The following is a 20555-nucleotide window of genomic DNA, read 5'->3' on the forward strand; positions in this document are numbered from 1 at the left end:
GCTCAGTTCTTCGTCCGGGCGAGGTCGACCTCGGCGGCCGAGACGGCACGTTCGGCGGCGACCACCCGCTTCTTCGCCTCGGCGGCGGCGCGGCGCGCGAAGGTGCGTTGCTGCTCTGCGTGTTCGAGCTTCGCCCGCAGCTCGGCGACCTCCTCCTCGTGACGGGCCAGCTCCTGCTCTGCCGCCGACGCGGCTTCGCGCGCTTCCTCGGCCGCGTTGTGCGCCGAGTCGAGAGCGGCAGCGGCCTCGTCGATCTCCGCCTCGCGAGCCGCCTGGTCCGCCTTCTCACGCTCCGTGGGTTCGCGCTCGCCCTTGCTCTTGCGTGCAGACTTGCCCGCTGCCGTCCGGTCGTCCTCGTCGTCCTCCTCCGACCCTCCGCGGACGACGGTGAGCGGCATCGCCGACAGGTCGCCGAAACCGTCGGACTCGACGATCGCGTCGAGCCGGCCCTGCCGGACCTGCTCCCCGATGTCGGGATCCGACAACGCGGCGTTGAGGGTGCGCCCCACCTCTCGCAGTGCGCTCTCCGAGACGGTGCGGCCGCGGTCGGCGGCGAGCCGACCCGCGTCGCGCTCGAGCGCGGCGACCACCCGGCGACGCTGCTCCGACAGTTTCCGCATCTCGCTGCCGGACAGTCGTCGTTGCGCGGTGCGCAGGGCGGATCCGATGTCGAGCAACGCCGCGAGTTCGTCGGCCCGTTCGCGGGCGAGCAGGTTGACCATCCAGGCCGCGACCGTCGGTTTGCGCAGTCTGCCGATGGCCGCCGTCAGCTCGCGGTCGCCCGCTTCGCGTGCCTGCGCCGCGAATTCGGAGCGGGCCGCCACGAAGTCTCCTGGGTCGAGGCCGTAGAGGGCATCGGCCACCGAATCGAGGTCGGGCATGGGATCGACAGTAGTGGCGCGAGGCCGATCACGACGAGTGCCGTTCTCGGCGAACGCGCGACCGCGAGACGATCAGATGGCGAGCTTGGCGAGGATGTCGCGCGCCTTCTCGGCGGTGGGCGGCTGGCACAGCACGTCGTAGCGGCCGGCGACGAGCTGCATGGTGGACGAGAAGTCGCGCTGACCGCGGGTCGCGGCGTACGGGATGCTCGCCGAGATGAGGCCGAAGATGATGCCGCCGACGAGGCCGACGAGCAGCGGGCCGAGGAAGTCGGTGGAGAAGATGCCGAGCAGGAGACCGAAGAACACGCCGAGCCATGCGCCCGAGACGATGCCGCCGCCGATCACCTTCGGCCACGTGAGCCGACCGGTGACCCGTTCGACCTGCATGAGATCGACACCGACGATGGTGACGTCCTCGACGGAGAAGTTCTGATCGGCCAGGTGGTCGACCGCCCGTTGCGCCTCGGCATAGGTCGGGTACGAACCGACGGGCCAGCCCGTGGGAGGTGTCGGCAGACCGGGTACCTGGCGACCGGGTCCGAGGGGATTCGTCATGTCGTTTCGGCTCCTTCGCGATGCACGCCGACGGTCGCGGCGCCGGTCTCCATTCTGCCTCGACAGGGACCGGCACGCCGCGATGGTTCGCCCGATATGTTCTTTTCCCTGGTCGTTCCCGTCAGGAGGCCGGCGGCTCGAACTTCTGGGTGCGCTGCAACCCCGCGGCCCGGCCCTTCGCGGAGATCACGAGGGCCATCTTCCGGCTCGCCTCGTCGATCATCTCGTCACCGAGCATCGCGGCACCGCGGGCGCCGCCCTCGGCCGAGGTGTGCCACTCGTAGGCGTCGAGGATCATCTCGGCCTTGTCGTAGTCCTCCTGCCGGGGGCTGAAGACCTCGTTGGCCGCGTCGATCTGGCTCGGGTGCAGCACCCACTTGCCGTCGAAGCCCAGGGCGGCGGTGCGCTGCGCCGACCGGCGGAAGGCGTCGACGTCGCGGATCTGGAGGTAGGGACCGTCGATGGCCTGCAGCCCGTGCGCACGCGCGGCCATGAGGATCGTCATGAGGATGTGGTGGTAGGCGTCGCCGACGTCGTAACCCTCGGGCTGCTCACCGACGACGAGGGTGCGCATGTTGATGCTCGCCATGAAGTCTGCCGGACCGAACACGAGTGTCTGCACGCGCGGGCTCGCCGTCGCGATCTCGTTGATGTTCGTCAACCCGATGGCGTTCTCGATCTGCGGTTCGATACCGATCCGTCCCGCCTCGAGACCGTGGGCCTTCTCGACCTGCGTGAGGAGCAGGTCGAGCGCCTTCACGTGGCTCGCGTCGGGCACCTTCGGCAGCAGGATCGCGTCGAGATTCGCTCCGGCACCACCGACGACCGCCGCGACGTCGAGATAGGTCGCGTCCGTGGTCCAGTCGTTGACGCGCACGACCTTGATCTGGTCGCCCCAGCCGTCCTCGTTCAGAGCTTCGACGATGGTGCTGCGGGCCTGCTCCTTGGCCAGCGGCGACACCGCGTCCTCGAGATCGAGGAAGATCTCGTCAGCGGGAAGGCCCTTGGCCTTGTCGATCATCTTCCGGTTGCTGCCGGGAACCGCGAGTACCGATCTTCGGGGCCTGAACGAGAACGACATGACCTGACCAGACCTCCGAGTTCCGGGAACAGCGTGGGCACGCTCTAGCCTGGCAATCATGGCAGCAGTGAGCAAGGTCTTCGTCGCGCGGCTGGCCGGACTGGTCGTTCTCGGCCCCGACGGCGAGTCCATCGGCCGCGTCCGCGATGTCGTGCTGACCATACGAGTGGGACGTCAGCCGCCTCGTGCGCTGGGGCTCGTCGTCGAACTGCCCACCCGCAAGCGGATCTTCGTCCCGATGCTGCGCGTGACCGCGATCGAACCCGGCGCGGTCACCCTCGTCACCGGCAACGTCAGTCTGCGCCGGTTCACGCAGCGACCCTCGGAGGTGCTCGCCCTCGGTCAGGTCCTCGATTCGCGTGTGCGCGTCGACGACCCGGAGCTGCCGGACCTGATGGGTGTCGACGCCGTCGTGGTGGATCTGGGGCTCGAGCTCATGCGCACCCGCGACTGGGTCGTCGCCCGCGTGGCGGTGCGTCGCCATCGCGGCCGGCTCGCGCGCCGCTCCCCCATCCACATCGTGGAATGGCCGCACGTGCACGGACTCACCCAGCAGACACTGTCGATGCCCGGACAGGGTGTCGCGCAGTTGCTCCTGCAGTTCGAGGACATGCGCCCGCCGGACGTCGCGAACGCCCTGCGCGACCTGCCGATCAAGAGACGCACCGAGGTCGCCGCGGCGCTCGACGACGAACGCCTCGCCGACATCGTGCAGGAGCTGCCCTCCGACGACCAGACCGACCTGCTCACCCAGCTCGGCCTCGACCGGGCGGTCGCGGTGCTCGAGGCGATGGATCCCGACGACGTCGCCGACCTCCTCGGTGAGCTGCCTGCGACGGATGCCGAGTCGTTCCTGCAACGCATGGACCCCGAGGACTCCGAGCCGGTGCGCCGCCTGCTCGAGCACTCCCCCGACACCGCCGGTGGTCTGATGACCCCCGAGCCGGTCGTGCTGACGCCGGCGACCACGGTGGCCGAAGCGCTCGCCCGCGCCCGCAATCCGGATCTGAGTCCCGCCCTGGCGTCGATGGTCTTCGTCGTGCGGCCGCCCACCGCGACGCCCACCGGCAAGTACCTCGGCTGTGTCCATCTGCAACGATTGCTCCGGGAACCGCCTGCGAGCCTGGTGGGAGGGGTCGTCGACGACGACCTGCCGCGCCTGGCCCCCGACGACGCCCTGACCACCGTCACCCGGTACTTCGCGACGTACAACCTGGTCTGCGGTCCGGTGGTGGACGACGAGGGGCACCTGCTCGGCGCGGTGAGCGTCGACGACGTGCTCGACCATCTGCTGCCGGAGGACTGGCGCGAGGAGGACATCGAGGATGAGTGACCGCAGCACGCAGGGCCGCTCGCGCCTCGAGACCCCACAGGCGTCGAGGTTCCGCTTCAACTTCGACGCCGAGGCGGTGGGCCGGGTCAGCGAGTCGATCGCCCGGTTCCTCGGAACGGGCCGTTATCTCGCCATCCAGACGATCGTCGTCATCGTGTGGATCGCCCTCAACATCGCCGCGGTCGGACTGCAGTGGGATCCCTATCCCTTCATCCTTCTCAACCTGGCCTTCTCGACGCAGGCCGCCTATGCGGCGCCGTTGATCCTGCTGGCGCAGAACCGGCAGGAGAACCGCGACCGCGTGTCTCTCGAGGAGGATCGCGCCCGCGCCGAGCAGACCAAGGCCGACACCGAGTTCCTGGCACGCGAACTCGCGGCTCTGCGACTCGCGGTGGGTGAGGTCGCGACCCGCGACTATCTGCGTCGCGAACTCGACGATCTGCGCGCCCTGCTGATCGACGACGAGAACGAGGACGACGCCGGCACTCCGCGCACCCGCGGGCCCCGTCGCTGAGGGACCCCGTCCTGTTGTCCGGCACGCCCCGTTGCACACAACCCGACACCCTTCTGTAACCTTCGTCACATCAGTCGGACGGACGATCGGAGGAGGGTGATCGCGTGCGGTGGAAGGTCGCGCTGGCGATGCCGGTGATCGTCGCTGCCGGACTCGCGGCGACAGCGTCGTCGGCGACGGTGGTGGCGGAGACGACGTCCGCCGAGACCGAGCCGAGCGCCGCTCCGGCGGTGGGCGTGCTCCCCGGCGAGATGCGCGAGGCGCAACCGCTGCGCAGCCCGAGCGACCCGCTCACCCAGCTTCCGCCCGACGCCGTGGCCGCGGCAGGGGGTGCGGCGGCCCTCGGCGACGGGCCGCTCGCGATCCCCGAACTCGTCTTCTACGCCTATCGCGCGGCCGAGATGCAGCTGGCCATCGACTCTCCCGAGTGCGGCCTGCCGTGGAATCTGCTCGCCGCCGTCGGGCGCCTGAACTCCGGACACGCGGACGGGGGACGCACCGACATCCTGGGCACGCTGACCGCGCCGGTCGTCACCCCGGAGGGGCTGCTCGGGCCGATGCGCCTGGCCCCCGCGGTGTGGGAGCAGTACTCGGCCGACGGCAACGCGGACGGCACCGCCGATCCACAGAACATCTTCGACGCGACCCTGGCCGCCGGTGCCCGGATGTGCGCGGAGGGCGGAAACCTGCGCGAGCCGGACGGGGAGGCGCGGGCGGTGGCGTCGGTCGATCCGTCACCGGACTATCTGGCGAACGTCCGGCACTGGTCCGGTGCGTATTCGAAGGCCGCCGAGGTGGCTCCCGCCGATCTCGCTCCGATCCCGGCGCGGCCCGTTCCGAACGCCGCGGATGTCGCGGCCCCCGCGCCGGCTCCGGCGGTCACCGCGCCCGCTCCGGAGGCGACACCTCAGCCGGCCCAGCAAGCGCCCGCCGACACTCCGGCTCAGCAGGCACCCGAACAGAACATCCCGGCTCCGCCGCCGATGCCGGAGTTGCCCGAACTCCCCTGCCTGGTGCCCGCCTTCTGCGAGTAACTCCCGGCACACACGTGAGGTGACGCCACGCGCGACACGCGTGTCGTCATCTTTTTCTTTCACCCCACCCGACCCACCGGACCAGCACGGACGGGCCACAGCAGTACGCATACACCCCCGTTACATCACGTTTGAGTAACGGAAAGGCATCGAATGCTGTAGCCTCGGCCCGGCACGTAACGAAGGTGTCTCGTTCCGAGGCACCCGAGGGAGGGTTATCCATTGGGCCGCCACGCCAAACCGTCGGATTCGAAGCTTCGGCGAAATTCCGTCATCGCGATGACCGGACTCGTTCCGGTCGGACTGGTCGCCGCAGCCGCGACCACCGCGGGTGCGTCGCCGCGAGCGCTGATGGGTGCAGCTCACCACGAGACCGAGCCGACGGCGTCGTCGACCGACTCGGCCGACCTCGCGAACGCGATTCCCGAAGCGGTCGCCGCCGTGCAGACGATCATGCTCGAGCCCGAACCGGCACCCGTGCGCACCTTCAAGGCCGCCCCCCAGCCGGAACCCGAGCCCGAGGTCCTCCACGAGGGCCCCCTCGGCATCCCCGGCATAAACTACGCCGCCTACCGCAACGCCGAGCGCATCCTCGCCGAGGAGAATCCCGCCTGCGGCATGCACTGGACGCTCCTCGCCGGCATCGGCCGCGTCGAGTCCGGACACGCCAACGGTGGTCATGCCGACGCCAAGGGCAACCTGCTCGAGCCCGTCATCGGATTGCCGCTCAACGGCAGCCTGCCCGGCCAGGCCGTCATCCACGACACCGACGGCGGCGCCCTCGACGGCGACACCGTCTACGACCGCGCGGTCGGGCCGATGCAATTCATCCCCACCACGTGGAACCAGTACGCGGGCGACGGCAACGGCGACGGAGTCTCCGATCCCCAGAACCTGTACGATTCGACGCTCACCACCGCGAAGTACCTGTGCGACGGTGGCCTCGACATGCGCAACCTCGCGCACTCGACGAAGGCGATCCACCGCTACAACAACTCGATGGCCTACGTGGCGAACGTGCTCGCCTGGTCGACGGCCTACTCCACCGGCATCGACCCGAGCCCCGCGGATCTCCCCCGCATCCACTGAGGTCCGGAGAGGGTCGTCGGGTCACCCCGGACCGAAGGCGGTCGTCGGGTCACCGTCGACCCGTATCCGGTCGCGAGCGGCGTGCCGCCTACCATGGGCGTCATGGCAGTCAGTGAGTCCGACGTCCGCAGTGCGCTCGCACGGGTCCAGGACCCGGAGATCCGCAAGCCCATCACCGATCTCGGAATGGTCAAGAGCATCGAGATCGGCGCCGACAGCAGCGTCGATGTGGCGATCTATCTGACCACCGCCGGGTGCCCCATGCGCACCGAGATCTCGGAGCGCGTCACCAAGGCCGTCGCCGACGTCGCCGGCGTGGGCGAGGTCCGGGTGACCCTCGACGTGATGAGCGACGAGCAGCGCACCGAGCTCCGCAAGTCGCTGCGCGGCGACTCCACCGAGCCCGTCATCCCGTTCGCCCAGCCCGGTTCGCTCACGCGCGTCTACGCGGTGGCCTCCGGCAAGGGTGGTGTCGGCAAGTCGTCGGTCACCGTCAATCTCGCCGCGGCGATGGCCGCGCGCGGACTGTCGGTGGGTGTGCTCGACGCCGACATCTACGGTCACTCGATCCCCCGCATGCTCGGCACGTCCGCCAAGCCCACGCAGGTCGAGCGGATGATCATGCCGCCGATCGCGCACGACGTGAAGACGATCTCCATCGCCCAGTTCACCGACGGCAACACCCCGGTGGTGTGGCGTGGCCCGATGCTGCACCGCGCGCTGCAGCAGTTCCTCGCCGACGTCTTCTGGGGCGACCTCGACGTCCTGCTCCTCGACCTGCCGCCCGGCACGGGTGACGTCGCCATCTCCGTCGCGCAGCTGATCCCCAACGCCGAGATCCTCGTCGTGACGACGCCGCAGCAGGCAGCCGCCGAGGTCGCCGAGCGCGCCGGTTCCATCGCGCTGCAGACGCGTCAGCGCATCGCCGGCGTGGTGGAGAACATGTCGTGGCTCGAGCTGCCCGACGGCACCCGAATGGACGTCTTCGGCAGCGGCGGCGGTCAGGCCGTCGCCGAGCGGCTCACCCGCGCGGTGGGCGCGACGGTGCCGCTGCTCGGCCAGATCCCGCTCGACCCTGCAGTGCGCGAGGCCGGCGACTCCGGTACCCCGATCGTCCTCGCGGCGCCCGACTCGGCACCCGCCGTGGCGCTCGAGGAGATCTCCGACAAGCTCGCCGTGCGCAGGCGCGGACTGGCCGGCATGTCGCTGGGAATCGACACCACGCGTCACCTGTAAGAACCCGATATCGATCGAGCCCCCGCCGTGCTTCACGGCGGGGGCTCGATCGTAGGAAAGCTGTCAGGTGGCGTCGGGATCGATCGGCGGCTTCTCGTCCGGAGCGAGCGGCTTCGACAGGTTCGGCCGGGCCGCGCCGTTGGTGGGCGTTCCCGGAGCCGCCGAGGACGGCTTGTCGAAATTGCCGGTGAGGATCGAGTCGTCGCCGTCGAGCAGATGCTTCGTGATCACGGCCCGCGGTGTCATGCCGCGCAGCTGGTTCAGCTCGGACAGCGGTTGCCGCAGGTCGTCGAACTCCGGTCCGAGTTCCTGCTCGAGCTGGTCGCGCGCACCCGTGGCGTAGTCGCGTACCTGACGCAGCGACTTGGCCACCCACGAGACGGCGCCGGGGAGGCGCTCCGGGCCGAGGACCACGAGGGCCGCCACGATGAGTACCAGGAACTCGCCCCAACCGATGTTGCCGAACACGCATCCAGGGTACGTGGTCTCGTCCGGATCGCAGCACCTACGTGGAAGGTCACATCACACGGCTGGGACGTTCTGTCCGAGACAGGGGCCGCTCAGTCGGAGACTGGGGTGACCTCGACGTCGACGAGACGGCCATTGCGCACGAGCTGGACGGTGATCGGTTCGTCGATCTCCTGCTGCTGGACCGCCACGACGAGCTCGTCGGCGCTGGTGACTTCGCGGTCGCCGACCTTGACGATGACGTCGCCCTCGACGATGCCGGCGCGCTGGGCCGGGCTGTCCTGACGGACGTTGGCGACCTCCGCGCCGCTCGCGACGTCGTTGACCACCGAGCGTGCGTTCACGCCGATGTCGGGGTGCCGCATCTCGCCGGTGCGGATCAGCTCCTGCGCCACCTCGGTGACGTCGTCGATGGGGATCGCGAAGCCCAGGCCCACCGAACCGCCGGTCTCCGACTTGATCGCGGAATTGATACCGATCACGCGACCCTCCATGTCGATGAGGGGGCCGCCGGAGTTGCCGGGGTTGATCGAGGCGTCGGTCTGGACTGCGTCGATCACCGCGTCGGTGTCGGTGCCCTGCCCGCTGAGCCGCATGGGCCGGTGCAGCGCGCTGACGATGCCGCGGGTGACGGTCTTGCTCAGGCCGAGCGGCGAACCGACCGCGACGACGTCCTCGCCCACCTGGACGTCCTCGGAGCGGCCCAGCTCGGCGACGACCAGGTTGTCGACGTTCTCGACGGCGAGCACGGCCAAGTCGGTCTTGATGTCGCGTCCGACGATCGAGGCGGGCACCTTCGTGCCGTCATCGAAGGTGACCTGTACCTTCGCATCGGGATTGCCGGCGGCCATCGAAACGACGTGGTTGTTGGTGACGATGTAACCGGCACCGTCGATCACCACGCCCGAGCCGGTGCCGGCGTCGCCGCCGACGGTGGTCTGGATGGAGACGACCGCGGGCAGCACGGTGTCGGCGACACGCGCGACCGCGCCGGTGGGCAGTTCCTCGTCGGGACCCGACTGGCTCAGCGTCACTCCGCGACTGGTCAGCGAACCGTTGTCGGCGGTCGCGAGCGCGACGACGAGTCCGCCGACCATGCCGATCACGACAGCCACAGCGGCCAGGGTCGCGAGTGCGCGGGGTTGGACGCGGCGGTCGAACAACACCTCACGCAGGGTCAGTCCGGGAGCCGGAGGAAGTTCCTTCTCCTCGGTCTGCCCGGCCAGGGGCGGACCGAGCCGCACCGCTGAGTCGGGGTCGCGCCAGGGATCGGGTTCGGTGTCGTCCTCGGTCTCGGCCGCGGGCTGCGAAGGGGGACGCTGGAGCGTCTCGTCGACGTCGGACGGCCGTCCGTAGGCCTCGGCCAGGATCGCATCGGTCGGAGGTGCCTGCTGGACGCGCGGGTCGACGACGCGGGGATGGGCCGAGGAGTCGAACGATCCCTCGGCGCCGGCCGGGCGCCCGAAGACACGGGCCGATGCCGGGTCGACGGTGGGCCGGTAGACGGGCCGCGGTTCGAGACGGGGAGCGTCGTCGGGGCGCGCGATCGCTCCGTCGGGGAGACCCGACGAGGCGTTGCCGGACGAGCCTCTGCCGGACGAGTCTCCGCCCGAGGAGTCCTTACCGGACGAGGCATGGGGCAGCTCGTCGTCGCGACGACGATCGTCGCCGCCCCGCCGTCCGGTGTGCTGCGCAGATTCGGCCGTCACGCGTGCCCGTCTCCCCCGTCTAGGTCCGTCACGCAGCCCAGTATCACCGATGGCATCGGATCACCTGTTACCGCCCGTCCGGTCACCGGCGCCGGAGAATCGACCAGCGGCGCGCGGCGAAGCCTTCCTCCGCCTGAGGGCGCGGGGTCGGGTCGCACAGGTGGGACGGGATGTTGCTGAGCGTACCGCGCAGTGAACTCGGCATACGCGGTATGTGATCGGCAGCGGCCCGCAGTGCGTGGCGGGCCTGCTGCTGGGCTTCGACCTCGGCGGCACACTCCGGACACATCGACAGATGCTGGGCGGCCCGCATGTAGGCCGCCATGCGCAGTTCGCCGTCGACGAATGCGGCAATTGCCTCGCTGGCGAGGTGTTCCGTGGAGCCGAACCTGCGAGGTGGTTGCACCATCGTCATCACTACCTCCCGGCGGCTACCCCGCATCGACGCGACCGTTTTCGACCTTTCCATGCTCGCGCAGGTACTCGCGGAGTGCCTGGCGGCCTCGGTGGATACGACTACGCACCGTACCGAGTTTCACCCCCAGTGTGGCACCGATCTCCTCGTAGGACAGACCTTCGATGTCACAGAGCACCACCGCGGCACGGTACTCGGGTCCGAGCGAGTCCAGAGCGGACTGCAGGTCGGCGCCGAGACGCGCGTCGTGGTAGATCTCCTCGGGGTTCGGCCCTGCGGCCGGTACACGATCGTAGTCCTCCGGGAGCGCTTCCATCCGGATGCGGTTCCGGCGGCGCACCATGTCCAGGAAGAGGTTCGTGGTGATGCGATGCAACCAACCCTCGAAAGTGCCGGGCTGGTAGTTCTGCAACGACCGGAAGACGCGGATGAAGGTCTCCTGCGTGAGATCCTCGGCGTCCTGGGCGTTGCCGGAAAGACGGTAGGCGAGGCGGTAGACGCGGTCGCCGTGCTCACGAACGAGTTCGTCCCACGACGGCATGGCCGCGTGGTCCCCGGTGGCGTCGAACGCCGCGGTGCCGCTCAGGTCCACCTCGAGCGCCGCGGTGCCGCTCAGGTCCGCCTCGAGCGCCGAGGCGTCGTTCTCGGGAACAGTGTGGGCTCGGGTCATGTGGATCGGTGGATCCTCCTCGTCGGGACCGCAGTGGTACTGGCTTCAGGGCCTATCAACACTCGATCTGCAGGGAATATTCCTTCACAGGAGCGTTCCCCGAGAGCGGTGCGTCCTCGAAGTCGTGAACCGGTGCGATCGTCCGGTTCGCCGATTGTCAGTTTTCCTCGCGGCGATGTGGCCGCCGTATGAGTAACCTGAAACGTCCCTGAGAAAATCGGTTCGGGCGTGGTCATCCGCCTGAATCACACAACTGGCGGCACCACTCCGTGCGCGCCTGCCTGCGCGAACGAATCGCCGAGGATAGCCTCAGTGAGGTGCAGACCAACGCCGATCGCATCCTGACCCACGCCGAGAACATCGTCGTCGAGGACGACGAGCTCGCCGCGGCGCGTGACCGTGCCGAAGATCTGGGCGCCGACCCGGTGTCCCCCTCCGTCGGAGCCGCCCTCGCGATGTTCGCCCGCATGCTCGACGCCAGGACGGTAGTGGAGATCGGGACCGGTGCGGGTGTGAGCGGACTGTGGTTGCTGCACGGCCTCCGCGAGGACGGCGTGCTCACCACCATCGACAGCGAGCCGGAGCATCAGCGGGCCGCGAAGATCGCCTTCCGCGAGGCGGGTGTCGTGGCGTCGCGCACCCGGCTCATCAACGGCCGCGCGCTGGACGTGCTGCCGCGACTCGCCGACTCCGGCTACGACATGGTCTTCGTCGATGCGACCCCGGCCGACCATCCGCACTTCGTGCGCGAAGGGGTGCGTCTGCTCCGGCCGGGTGGGGTGATCGTGCTGCACAACGCCCTGCTCGACGGACGCGTCGCCGACCCCGCTGCCCGCGACGCAACGGTGCTCGCGGTGCGCGAGGCGACCCGCGCGGTGTCCGACGACGAGCGTCTCGCTCCGGTGGTCCTGCCGCTCGGCGACGGCCTGCTCTGCGCGGTGCGCCTCAGCTGATCCGCGCAGCCGCCTCCGGGCGGGCAGCACGCTCTCAGATCCAGATGCCCTTGCCGATGGCGACGACACCGCCGTTGCTCACCGCGAACCGCTGACGGTCGCGCTCGAGGTCGACGCCGATGATCTCGCCGTCGCCGACGACGACGTTCTTGTCGAGGATCGCTCGTCGCACGACCGCACCCTTGCCGATGCGCACACCGGGCATGAGCACGCTGCCCTCGACGGTCGCGCCGTCGTCGACCATGACGTTCGAGCTGAGCACCGAGTTGCGGACCGTGGCGGCCGACAGGATGCTGCCGGCGCCGACGATCGACTCCTGCGCCAGACCGCCCTGCACGAACTTCGCGGGCGGCAGGTTCTCGGCGGCACCGCGGATGGGCCAGCGCCGGTTGTAGAGATTGAAGATCGGGTGGACCGACACGAGGTCCATGTGAGCGTCGTAGAAGGCGTCGAGCGTACCGACGTCGCGCCAGTAGGCACGATCGCGTTCGGTCGCGCCCGGGACGACGTTGTCGTTGAAGTCGTAGACGTGAGCCTCGCCCCGCTCGACGAGCGCCGGGATGATGTCGCCCCCCATGTCGTGGTCGGAGTCGGGATTCTCCGAGTCGGCCCGCAGCGCCTCGACGAGGACCTTCGTGGTGAAGACGTAGTTACCCATGGACGCGAACGTGACGTTGGGGTCGTCGGGTGTCCCGGGCGGATGAGCGGGCTTCTCGAGGAACTGGGTGATCCTGCCGCTCTCGTCGCTGTCGATGCAGCCGAACGCGAATGCCTCGCTGCGCGGGACGCGGATACCGGCGACGGTGACACCGGCGCCCGACTCGATGTGCTGGCGCACCATCTGCTCGGGGTCCATCCGGTACACGTGGTCGGCGCCGAAGACCACGATGTACTCGGGATCCTCGTCGTAGACCAGGTTGAGCGACTGCAGGATCGCGTCGGCGCTGCCGGTGTACCAGCGTGGACCGAGCCGCTGCTGGGCCGGCACCGGGGTGATGTACTCACCGGTGAAGCCGGAGAGGCGCCAGGTCTGCGAGATGTGCCGGTCGAGGGAGTGCGACTTGTACTGCGTGAGAACGCAGATGCGCAGGTAACCGGCATTCACGAGATTGCTGAGCACGAAATCGATGAGGCGGTATGCGCCCCCGAACGGCACTGCCGGCTTGGCTCTGTCCGCGGTCAGCGGATACAGACGTTTGCCCTCGCCGCCGGCGAGAACGATTCCAAGCACATGGGGCTGGCTCCTCACACGCTTCAACCTATCCCCCGACCCAGGCCGCCGCCAGCGAAGCGCGATCTCGACGCCCTTCGGAGTGTCGGGGCCGGGTGGCCGGAACCTGCGCGGCCCGCTACTTTGAGGCGGTGAGGGTGGCAATGATGACGCGGGAGTATCCGCCTGAGGTGTACGGCGGGGCAGGGGTCCACGTCACCGAACTCGTCGAACAACTGCGTCGACTGGTCGAGGTCGACGTGCACTGCACGGGCGCACCGCGCGATACCGCGTTCGTGCACTCCCCCGACCCGGCACTGCGCGATGCCAATCCTGCCCTGACGACCCTGTCGGCCGGGTTGCGCATGGCGCACGCCGCGGCCGGAGTCGACGTGGTGCACTCGCACACCTGGTACACCGGGCTGGCCGGTCATCTGGCCGCCGAACTCCACGACGTCCCGCACATCCTCACCGCGCACTCCCTCGAACCCCGACGGCCGTGGAAGGCCGAGCAACTCGGGGGCGGTTATCGCATCTCCTCCTGGTCCGAGCGCAACGCCGTCCGGTACGCCGACGCGATCATCGCGGTCAGCGACGGGATGCGCCTCGACGTGCTCGACGCCTATCCGTTCGTCGATCCCGCTCGGGTCCACGTGGTGCGCAACGGGATCGACACCACCGTCTGGCATCCGGGCCCGGCCGAGCCCGGCCACGAGTCCGTCGTCACCCGCATCGGTCTCGATCCGGATCGTCCGATCGTCGTATTCGTCGGCCGCATCACCCGGCAGAAGGGCGTCGGGCACCTGATCGCCGCGGCGCACCATCTCGACCCCGACATCCAGCTCGTCCTGTGTGCCGGCGCGCCCGACACCCCCGAGATCGCCGCGGAGACCGAACGGGCGGTGACCGCCCTGCAGGACGCCCGTGACGGGGTGCACTGGGTACGCGAGATGCTGCCCACCGAATCGGTCCGCGAACTACTCTCGATTGCAACGGTTTTCGTCTGTCCGTCGGTGTACGAGCCGCTGGGGATCGTCAACCTCGAGGCGATGGCCTGCGAGACCGCCGTGGTGGCGTCCGACGTCGGAGGCATCCCGGAGGTCGTGCAGGACGGGGTCACCGGGCGACTGGTGCACTACGACGCCTTCGACACCGAGACCTACGAGCGTGCGCTCGCCGATGCGATCGACGACGTCGCGCGCGACCGCGACCGTGCCGCCCGGTGGGGCCGGGCCGGACGCGACCGCGCTGTCAACGAGTTCTCGTGGGCGCAGATCGCCCGCCAGACCGTCGCCGTCTACCAGCAGGTGCTCACGACGCGCTAGGTTCGTCGGCCGTCTCGACCCGTCGCCACGAGGTGACGGTGACCGAGACCGTCACCTCGAACGGATCGGGCAGGGAGGCCAGCAACTCCGCACGCCGGTCGGACGTCACATGATGGGCGGACGGTCCCATCCCCGCGACGAGACCGAGCGCCTCGCACGGGAGTGCGGCCGTGAAGCGCACGTCCGTCCGTCCCGTTCGCTCGAAACGTCCCGACAGCGCGGACGAGAGCCGCTCCGTCTTCCGGCCGTCCACACTCACCATGCCGGGCAACGCGACCAGTTCGCGCAGATGCTCCGAGGTGGGTGTAGCAACCACGAGCGTTCCTCCGGGGACGAGCACGCGATGACTCTCGGCGGCGTTGCGGGGCGCGAACACCGACAGCACGTGGGTGAGCGATGCCGACTTCACAGGCAGTCGTTGCCACGCATCGGCGAGGATCGCTCCGGTCCGCGGATGACTGCGGGCGATGCGCCGCACCGCGGGCTTGGAGACGTCGAGCCCGATGCCGCGCGCCGCCGGCAGGGCGTCGAGCACGGACGCGAGGTACTGCCCCGTACCGGCCCCGACCTCGAGGATCACAGCGTCGGCGGCTGCGACTACCGCATCGGTGTCCACCGTATCGGCGGTGTCGAGGCATGCGTCGGCCACCGCGCGCCGGATCGGGTCGTAGTGCCCGGCACCGAGGAAATCGGCGCGGGCCGCGATCATGTCGGCGGTGTCGCCGGTGAACGGCGTCGAACCGCCGGCGAGCAGCGACACGTAGCCCTGACGTGCAACGTCGAAGCTGTGCCCGCGATCGCACACCACGACGTTGTCGTCGAGGTCGAGCGCGGACTCGCAGTGAGGGCACGCGAGAAGATCGATCACGTCGGCGAGCATCGCGCCTCCGATCCTGCTCTCAGGACGACACCGGGCCCCGCGCGCCGAGGAGCGCGGGGCCCGGAGTGCCCTGAGAGGGGCCGATCAGCTGGTGACACTCTTGAGTTCGTCGCCGAGTGCCGCAGCCTCTTCCGGCGTGAGCTCGACGACCAGACGTCCGCCGCCCTCGAGTGGAACCCTCATGACGATTCCTCGTCCCTCTTTGGTTGCTTCGAGGGGACCGTCCCCGGTCCGGGGCTTCATGGCCGCCATCCTCTGCTCCCTCCAAATCTGCACCCGACCGCCGGGCGCGTGGGTTACCGTGTGGTTGCATCGCCGGTCGCGGCGACGCGCACCTTCTCATTCTTCCCTATCCGGAATACGTGCGCGTAGCTGACTCCTGGGTAAGACACTCCTCCGGGTTCTACGAGTCGAGTGACACCCAGCACGATTCGAGGTGATCGTCGACCATTCCGGTAGCTTGCATCAGCGCATACGCAGTGGTAGGGCCCACAAAACGGAAGCCGTGGCGCTTCAGCTCACGGGCCATCGCCGTGGACTCCGGCGTCACCGCCGGAATCTCCTCGACCGTCACCGAACGTCGCGCGCGTCGCGGCGGTGCGAACGACCACAGCAGCTCGTCGAGATCGGTGGACAGTTCGAGCACGGCCCGCGCGTTGGCGATCACCGCCTCGATCTTGCGGCGGTTGCGCACGATGCCGGAGTCGACAAGCAACCTCTCGACGTCGGCCTCCGTGAAGCGGGCGACCGCCTCGACGTCGAAGCCGTGGAAAGCCGCGCGGAAGGCCTCCCGCTTGCGCAGGATCGTCAGCCACGACAGTCCCGACTGGAATGCCTCGAGGGAGAGCCGCTCGAACATCTCGTCGCGGCCGTGGAGCGGCCGACCCCACTCGTAGTCGTGATAGTCGCGGTAGAGCGACGAACCGGGACCGTCGACGGCCCACGGGCACCGCACGCGGTCGTCGGTATCGGTTACGGGACCCTGCCCGTCGGTATCGACCACGGGACCCTGCCCGTCGGTATCGACCACGGGACCCTGCCCGTCTGCCGTCATCGTGACTCCCCCGTCGACTCCGACGAAGCCCGCTCGGCGACGTTCTCCCCATCGACGTCGGCTGCTCCGACGTCCTCTGCTCCGACGTCTTCTGCCCCGCCGCCCTTTCCGGTGCCGTCGACCTTTCCGGTGCCGTCGACCGGCGGCTCCTCTGCGCGGGCCTCGGCGTCGGCGAGGCGGACCCGCAGATCGTCGACCTCGCGGGCGAGACGATCGAGCGCCCAGTCGACCTCGCTCATCTTGTAACCCCGCACGGTCTGTTGGAACCGCAGGTCGCGGATGTCGGTGCCGGTGACGTCGGTGGCCGGCAACACCGTGACGGTGGTGCCCGGAGGCAGCGGCGCCAACGTCTCGCCCCGGCCGAAGACGGCGCTCGCGACGAAGAACAGCACCGCGGCGACGCCCGCCATCACGAGCACGTACAGCAGAACCGTGAGCATGCTCCGATCTTGGCACGAGCGGCCGACACCGGCCGGGACCGGTGCCGGACGGTCGGGTCAGCCGGTGACCGTCACCATCGGGGGGCGGTCGGTGAGATCGACGGAGGTGTCGAACGGCACGAACGCATCGCCCTCCACCAGGAACTGGGTGAGCGGCGCACCCGAATCGGGGATCCCGCAGCGCGCGAGCATCGTGCCCACGATCTGCCGGCTCATCGCCCCGAGTTCGGACAGCGGCCGGTTGCGGTGCTTGCGGACCCCGAGGTTGACCTGCGCGATCGCGTGGAGACCGAACCGGTCGTAGGTGTCGAGCAGCAACCCGATCTCCACCCCGTAACCCGGTGCGAACGGGACCGACTCGAGCAGTTCCCTCGTCCCCGCGTACTCACCGCCGAGCGGTTGCAGCACGCAGGTCAGCTCCGGTCGCAGTGCCGCGAGCAGCGGCCGTGCGACAAGCTCGGTGACGCGGCCACCGCCGTGGGCGTCCTCGCCCCCACCGGTGCGCAGCGGGCGCCGGTAGTACCCCTTGACGAGGTGCACACCGTCGCCGAGCAGCAGGGGTCCGAGCAGTTTCGGCACGAAGGCCGGATCGGGATCGATCAGATCGGAGTCGACGAAGGCGATGATGTCGCCGGAGGTCGCCGCAAGCGACCGCCACAGCACCTCCCCCTTGCCGGGGACCGGTTCGATGCCCGGCACCGCTTCCTCCCTGGACATGACACGGGCACCCGCCGCCCGCGCCCGGGTGGCGGTCTCGTCGGTGGAACCCGAATCGAGGACCACCAGTTCGTCCACGAGACCACCGAGCAGCGGGTGGATCGTGTCGATCACACTCGCGACGGTCTCCTCCTCGTTGAGGGCGGGCAGCACCACGGTCACTGTGCGGCCGGCCTTGGCCGCGATCAGCTCGTCGATCGCCCAGGCGGGCCGATCCCAGCTGTTGGCTTCGTTCCACGTGCGTGCAGGTGCACTCATGCCAACCCCCTCACCGTGCGCGCCGGCGGGCGTGTGCCCGCGATCGCCGCGACCATGTCGACCACCCGACGTGTGGCTGCCACCTCGTGTACCCGGAACATTCGTGCGCCGGCCGCTGCCGCCAGAGCTGTCGCTGCCAATGTGCCCTCCAACCGGTCGGCGAGTTCGACTCCCAGAGTCTCCCCCACGAAGTCCTTGTTGCTCAGCGCCATAAGCACAGGCCACCCGGTTTTTACAAGAACGTCCACGTGCCGCAACAGAGCGAGTCCGTGATGGGTGTTCTTTCCGAAATCGTGGGTCGGGTCGATGAGGATCGAGTCGCTCGCGACGCCGGCGCGGGCGGCGGCATCCGCGGCCGCGACGACCTCCCGCACCACCTCCCCGACGACGTCGGTGTACCGCACACGGTGCGGGCGGGTGCGCGGGACGGCGCCGCCCGTGTGGGAGCAGACGATGCCGGCCCCGAGTTCCGCGGCGACCGCGACGAGCTCGGGATCGGCACCGGCCCACGTATCGTTGATCAGATCGGCGCCTTCGCCCACAGCGCGACGCGCGACCTCGCTGCGCCAGGTGTCGACGCTGATGAGCACATCCGGATAGCGCTCGCGGATCGCGGCGACGAACGGCACGACGCGCCGGATCTCCTCGTCGCTGCCGACGACCTCACCCGGCCCGGCCTTCACCCCGCCGATGTCGACGAGGTCGGCACCCTCGGCCACTGCGCGGTCGACGGCCGCGAGCGCCATGTCGTCCTCGAAGGTCGCTCCCCGGTCGTAGAACGAGTCCGGGGTGCGGTTGACGATCGCCATGACGAGCGCCCTGTCGGTGGCGACGGGGCGCCCGCACAGGGTGGACGGTGCCGGACCGGGACGGGTCACGGGGGTCTGCTCGTCGACATCGGTCGCGGGGCCGCTCATGATCCCATCCTGACATGCTCAGCGACCGGGCAATTCTCCTCGCGCGACGCCGTCGACGAAGCCGTCGAAGATCGGCCGGTAACCCTCGCTGCGACTCGCGAGGACGTACACCTCGTCCTCACCGGTCTCGCTGTAGCCCTGCTTGCGCAGATCGACCTTCCTGCTCTTGAAGGTCGTCGTGTACTCGAGCTCGTCGACGATGCGGACGAACAGCGGAACCGCGTAGTCCGGCAACGCGTCGTGCAGCGACTTCGCGAGCGCCGCTCCGTCGAGCTCGGCGCCCTCCTTCAAGGTGATCGCGGCCATCCCGGTGCGGCCGTCGGCCCCGTCGACCTCGACGCCGTAGACGACGGCCTCGGCGATCGTCTCGTGCGACGACACCGCGGCTTCGACCTGCGTGGTCGCGACGTTCTCGCCCTTCCACCGGAAGGTGTCGCCGAGCCGGTCGACGAACGCGACGTGCATCCATCCCTGGTTGCGGACGAGGTCGCCGGTGTCGAACCAGACGTCGCCGTCGGAGAACGCGTCGCGGAGCAGCTTCTTCTCGGTGGCCTCGGGATCGGTGTACCCGTCGAAGGGTGCGCGGGAGGTGACCTTCGCGAGGAGCAGTCCGACCTCGCCCTTGCCGACCTTCTTCAACCGGCCGTCGTCGCCGCGACGTGCCTGGCCCGAATCGGGGTCGTACTCGACGACGGCGTAGGGCAGCGGGCAGATGCCGGCGGTGCGCTTCTGGTCGAGCGCGTTGATGAAGGCGATGTTGCATTCGCTCGCACCGTAGAACTCCGCGACGCGGTCGATACCGAAGCGTTCGGTGAACTCGTCCCACAGTTCTGCGCGCAGACCGTTGCCGACGGCGAGGCGGATCCCGTGGTCGGCGTCGTCCTCCCGCGGCGGCTGGTTGAGCAGGTAGCGGCAGATCTCGCCGATGTAGATGAAGGCCGTGGCGCCGTTGCGCTGCGCGTCGTTCCAGAAGTTGGACGCCGAGAACTTCCGGCCGAGCCCGAGCGTGGCGCCGGCGGCGAGCACCGAGGACAACGCGACCGTGAGGGCGTTGTTGTGATAGAGCGGCAGGCAGGAGTACAGGACGTCGGTCCGGCGCAGGCGCACGCCGAGGCTGCCCAGGCCCGACATCGATTTCAGCCACCGGAAGTGCGTCATGCGGCTGGCCTTCGGCAGTCCTGTCGTGCCGGAGGTGAAGATGTAGTAGGCCGTCTCGGACGCTTGCAGCTCCTCGGTGACTGCGGGATTCGACGCGTCGGCGTCGCGGGCGGCGGTGTCGAGATCGTCGAAGCGCAGCACGGTGCGGGCCTGCGGCTCGCCACCGAGAGAGTCGACGGCCTCCTCGCACTCCTCCCCGATCACGAGGGCGGCGCTGTCGAGCAGCGACAGGCTGTGCTCGAGCACCTCACCACGCTGGTTGATGTTGAGCATGCCGGCGGCCGCACCGAGCTTGACCGCGGCCAGCGCGACCAGCAGGGTCTCGGGCCGGTTGCCCATGAGGATGCCCACGACGTCGCCCATGCCGACACCGCGATCGGCGAGCACCGCTGCGTACCGGTTGACCTGCGTGTTGGCCTCGCCGTACCCGATGGAGGCTCCCTCGAACCGGATGAAGGGCCGCTCCGGGTGACGCTCGGCGAGCTTCTGGAAGACCGACCCGATCGTCTCGCGGGCGGTCGGCTTCCGGGTCATCCCGGCTGCTCCGCGCAGCACGATGGGGAGATCGGTAGCCATCCGGGGCAGTTTCGAGACGAGTCCGGGCAGGGACACGACGGGGACATTGCCTCGATCGGATCGAGTGGTCACGACAGAT

Annotated in this window: 22 protein-coding genes; 7 read left to right on the forward strand and 15 right to left on the reverse strand. The window is 69.3% G+C overall.

Going from position 1 to position 20555, the window contains the following annotated elements; translation table 11 throughout:
- Positions 1-2: 2 nt before the first annotated feature.
- The 3 genes from BLV31_RS19075 to BLV31_RS19085 all read right to left on the reverse strand — a co-directional run bounded on the left by BLV31_RS19075 (position 3) and on the right by BLV31_RS19085 (position 2520).
- The gene (locus tag BLV31_RS19075) at positions 3-881 is read right to left on the reverse strand and encodes a hypothetical protein (protein WP_006554300.1); all 879 of its coding nucleotides are present in this window, start codon (positions 879-881) and stop codon (positions 3-5) included.
- A gap of 72 nt (positions 882-953) precedes the next feature.
- The gene (locus BLV31_RS19080) at positions 954-1439 is read right to left on the reverse strand and encodes a YflT domain-containing protein (protein WP_006554299.1); all 486 of its coding nucleotides are present in this window, start codon (positions 1437-1439) and stop codon (positions 954-956) included.
- A 121-nt stretch (positions 1440-1560) separates the two neighbouring features.
- Entirely contained in the window at positions 1561-2520 is a 960-nt protein-coding gene (locus BLV31_RS19085; RefSeq protein WP_064060621.1) for an HpcH/HpaI aldolase/citrate lyase family protein, read from the reverse strand.
- Between the two features lie 58 nt (positions 2521-2578).
- On the opposite strand from BLV31_RS19085, the gene BLV31_RS19090 reads away from it, so the two are divergent.
- From BLV31_RS19090 to BLV31_RS19110, 5 genes are all read left to right on the forward strand, one after another.
- Positions 2579-3853: a magnesium transporter MgtE N-terminal domain-containing protein gene (locus BLV31_RS19090; protein WP_064060622.1), complete on the forward strand. Its 1275-nt coding sequence runs from the start codon at positions 2579-2581 to the stop codon at positions 3851-3853.
- On the forward strand, positions 3846-4367 hold the full coding sequence (locus tag BLV31_RS19095; RefSeq protein WP_024103444.1) for a DUF1003 domain-containing protein: 522 nt from the start codon (positions 3846-3848) through the stop codon (positions 4365-4367). Before BLV31_RS19090 ends, BLV31_RS19095 begins: the two co-directional genes overlap by 8 nt.
- Before the next feature lie 104 nt (positions 4368-4471).
- Complete coding sequence (locus BLV31_RS19100; protein WP_064060623.1) at positions 4472-5401, forward strand: lysozyme family protein; 930 nt, start codon at positions 4472-4474, stop codon at positions 5399-5401.
- A 222-nt stretch (positions 5402-5623) separates the two neighbouring features.
- Entirely contained in the window at positions 5624-6490 is an 867-nt protein-coding gene (locus tag BLV31_RS19105) for a lytic transglycosylase domain-containing protein (protein ID WP_006554294.1), read from the forward strand.
- Between the two features lie 102 nt (positions 6491-6592).
- Positions 6593-7726 carry an Mrp/NBP35 family ATP-binding protein gene (locus tag BLV31_RS19110; protein ID WP_064060671.1) on the forward strand — a complete coding sequence of 378 codons (1134 nt, stop codon included), beginning with the start codon at positions 6593-6595 and terminating at the stop codon, positions 7724-7726.
- Positions 7727-7789: 63 nt separating this feature from the next.
- Here BLV31_RS19110 and tatB read toward each other — a convergent pair whose 3' ends face one another.
- From tatB to sigE, 4 genes are all read right to left on the reverse strand, one after another.
- The gene (tatB, locus tag BLV31_RS19115; RefSeq protein WP_064060624.1) at positions 7790-8194 is read right to left on the reverse strand and encodes a Sec-independent protein translocase protein TatB; all 405 of its coding nucleotides are present in this window, start codon (positions 8192-8194) and stop codon (positions 7790-7792) included.
- A gap of 92 nt (positions 8195-8286) precedes the next feature.
- A complete protein-coding gene (locus BLV31_RS19120; protein ID WP_039586307.1) occupies positions 8287-9903 on the reverse strand; it encodes a S1C family serine protease in 1617 nt (538 codons plus the stop codon).
- Positions 9904-9985: 82 nt separating this feature from the next.
- Positions 9986-10318 carry an anti-sigma factor family protein gene (locus BLV31_RS19125; RefSeq protein ID WP_064060625.1) on the reverse strand — a complete coding sequence of 111 codons (333 nt, stop codon included), beginning with the start codon at positions 10316-10318 and terminating at the stop codon, positions 9986-9988.
- 16 nt (positions 10319-10334) lie between these two features.
- Positions 10335-10988, reverse strand: coding sequence for an RNA polymerase sigma factor SigE (gene sigE, locus BLV31_RS19130; protein ID WP_064060626.1), 654 nt, complete (start codon positions 10986-10988; stop codon positions 10335-10337).
- A gap of 317 nt (positions 10989-11305) precedes the next feature.
- Between sigE and BLV31_RS19135 the strand changes: the two genes are divergently transcribed.
- Positions 11306-11941 carry an O-methyltransferase gene (locus BLV31_RS19135; protein WP_006554288.1) on the forward strand — a complete coding sequence of 212 codons (636 nt, stop codon included), beginning with the start codon at positions 11306-11308 and terminating at the stop codon, positions 11939-11941.
- A gap of 34 nt (positions 11942-11975) precedes the next feature.
- Here the strand turns inward: BLV31_RS19135 and glgC are convergent, their stop codons facing one another.
- Positions 11976-13190, reverse strand: coding sequence for a glucose-1-phosphate adenylyltransferase (gene glgC, locus BLV31_RS19140; RefSeq protein ID WP_006554287.1), 1215 nt, complete (start codon positions 13188-13190; stop codon positions 11976-11978).
- Between the two features lie 113 nt (positions 13191-13303).
- Here glgC and glgA point away from each other — a divergent pair, with 113 nt between their 5' ends.
- Positions 13304-14476 carry a glycogen synthase gene (glgA, locus tag BLV31_RS19145; protein ID WP_006554286.1) on the forward strand — a complete coding sequence of 391 codons (1173 nt, stop codon included), beginning with the start codon at positions 13304-13306 and terminating at the stop codon, positions 14474-14476.
- Here glgA and BLV31_RS19150 read toward each other — a convergent pair.
- The 7 genes from BLV31_RS19150 to BLV31_RS19180 form a co-directional block, all read right to left on the reverse strand.
- Positions 14463-15356 (reverse strand): putative RNA methyltransferase, encoded by an 894-nt coding sequence (locus BLV31_RS19150; protein WP_064060627.1) that lies wholly within the window; start codon positions 15354-15356, stop codon positions 14463-14465. The genes glgA and BLV31_RS19150 overlap by 14 nt on opposite strands.
- A gap of 84 nt (positions 15357-15440) precedes the next feature.
- Positions 15441-15608 carry a DUF3117 domain-containing protein gene (locus BLV31_RS19155; RefSeq protein ID WP_006554284.1) on the reverse strand — a complete coding sequence of 56 codons (168 nt, stop codon included), beginning with the start codon at positions 15606-15608 and terminating at the stop codon, positions 15441-15443.
- A gap of 151 nt (positions 15609-15759) precedes the next feature.
- Positions 15760-16410, reverse strand: coding sequence for a DNA-3-methyladenine glycosylase I (locus BLV31_RS19160; RefSeq protein ID WP_248846205.1), 651 nt, complete (start codon positions 16408-16410; stop codon positions 15760-15762).
- Positions 16407-16850, reverse strand: coding sequence for a DivIVA domain-containing protein (locus BLV31_RS19165; RefSeq protein WP_024103436.1), 444 nt, complete (start codon positions 16848-16850; stop codon positions 16407-16409). The genes BLV31_RS19160 and BLV31_RS19165 overlap by 4 nt, the downstream gene beginning before the upstream one ends.
- Positions 16851-16907: 57 nt before the next feature.
- Complete coding sequence (locus BLV31_RS19170; RefSeq protein WP_024103435.1) at positions 16908-17825, reverse strand: glucosyl-3-phosphoglycerate synthase; 918 nt, start codon at positions 17823-17825, stop codon at positions 16908-16910.
- Complete coding sequence (folP, locus tag BLV31_RS19175) at positions 17822-18742, reverse strand: dihydropteroate synthase (protein ID WP_064060628.1); 921 nt, start codon at positions 18740-18742, stop codon at positions 17822-17824. Before folP ends, BLV31_RS19170 begins: the two co-directional genes overlap by 4 nt.
- Positions 18743-18760: 18 nt before the next feature.
- Positions 18761-20512 (reverse strand): long-chain-acyl-CoA synthetase, encoded by a 1752-nt coding sequence (locus BLV31_RS19180; RefSeq protein ID WP_064060629.1) that lies wholly within the window; start codon positions 20510-20512, stop codon positions 18761-18763.
- Positions 20513-20555: the final 43 nt, after the last annotated feature.

Origin of the sequence: Rhodococcus pyridinivorans (assembly GCF_900105195.1) — a bacterium.
Taxonomy (GTDB): domain Bacteria; phylum Actinomycetota; class Actinomycetes; order Mycobacteriales; family Mycobacteriaceae; genus Rhodococcus; species Rhodococcus pyridinivorans.

Bases quoted from the DNA above. Each gene is read 5' to 3' on its own strand.
- BLV31_RS19075 (WP_006554300.1), bottom strand. From the start codon at position 881: ATGCCCGACCTCGATTCGGTGGCCGATGCCCTCTACGGCCTCGACCCA.
- BLV31_RS19080 (WP_006554299.1), bottom strand. From the start codon at position 1,439: ATGACGAATCCCCTCGGACCCGGTCGCCAGGTACCCGGTCTGCCGACA.
- BLV31_RS19085 (WP_064060621.1), bottom strand. From the start codon at position 2,520: ATGTCGTTCTCGTTCAGGCCCCGAAGATCGGTACTCGCGGTTCCCGGC.
- BLV31_RS19090 (WP_064060622.1), top strand. From the start codon at position 2,579: ATGGCAGCAGTGAGCAAGGTCTTCGTCGCGCGGCTGGCCGGACTGGTC.
- BLV31_RS19095 (WP_024103444.1), top strand. From the start codon at position 3,846: ATGAGTGACCGCAGCACGCAGGGCCGCTCGCGCCTCGAGACCCCACAG.
- BLV31_RS19110 (WP_064060671.1), top strand. From the start codon at position 6,593: ATGGCAGTCAGTGAGTCCGACGTCCGCAGTGCGCTCGCACGGGTCCAG.
- BLV31_RS19125 (WP_064060625.1), bottom strand. From the start codon at position 10,318: ATGACGATGGTGCAACCACCTCGCAGGTTCGGCTCCACGGAACACCTC.
- sigE (WP_064060626.1), bottom strand. From the start codon at position 10,988: ATGACCCGAGCCCACACTGTTCCCGAGAACGACGCCTCGGCGCTCGAG.
- BLV31_RS19150 (WP_064060627.1), bottom strand. From the start codon at position 15,356: ATGCTCGCCGACGTGATCGATCTTCTCGCGTGCCCTCACTGCGAGTCC.
- BLV31_RS19155 (WP_006554284.1), bottom strand. From the start codon at position 15,608: ATGGCGGCCATGAAGCCCCGGACCGGGGACGGTCCCCTCGAAGCAACC.
- BLV31_RS19160 (WP_248846205.1), bottom strand. From the start codon at position 16,410: ATGACGGCAGACGGGCAGGGTCCCGTGGTCGATACCGACGGGCAGGGT.
- BLV31_RS19165 (WP_024103436.1), bottom strand. From the start codon at position 16,850: ATGCTCACGGTTCTGCTGTACGTGCTCGTGATGGCGGGCGTCGCCGCG.
- BLV31_RS19170 (WP_024103435.1), bottom strand. From the start codon at position 17,825: ATGAGTGCACCTGCACGCACGTGGAACGAAGCCAACAGCTGGGATCGG.
- folP (WP_064060628.1), bottom strand. From the start codon at position 18,742: ATGAGCGGCCCCGCGACCGATGTCGACGAGCAGACCCCCGTGACCCGT.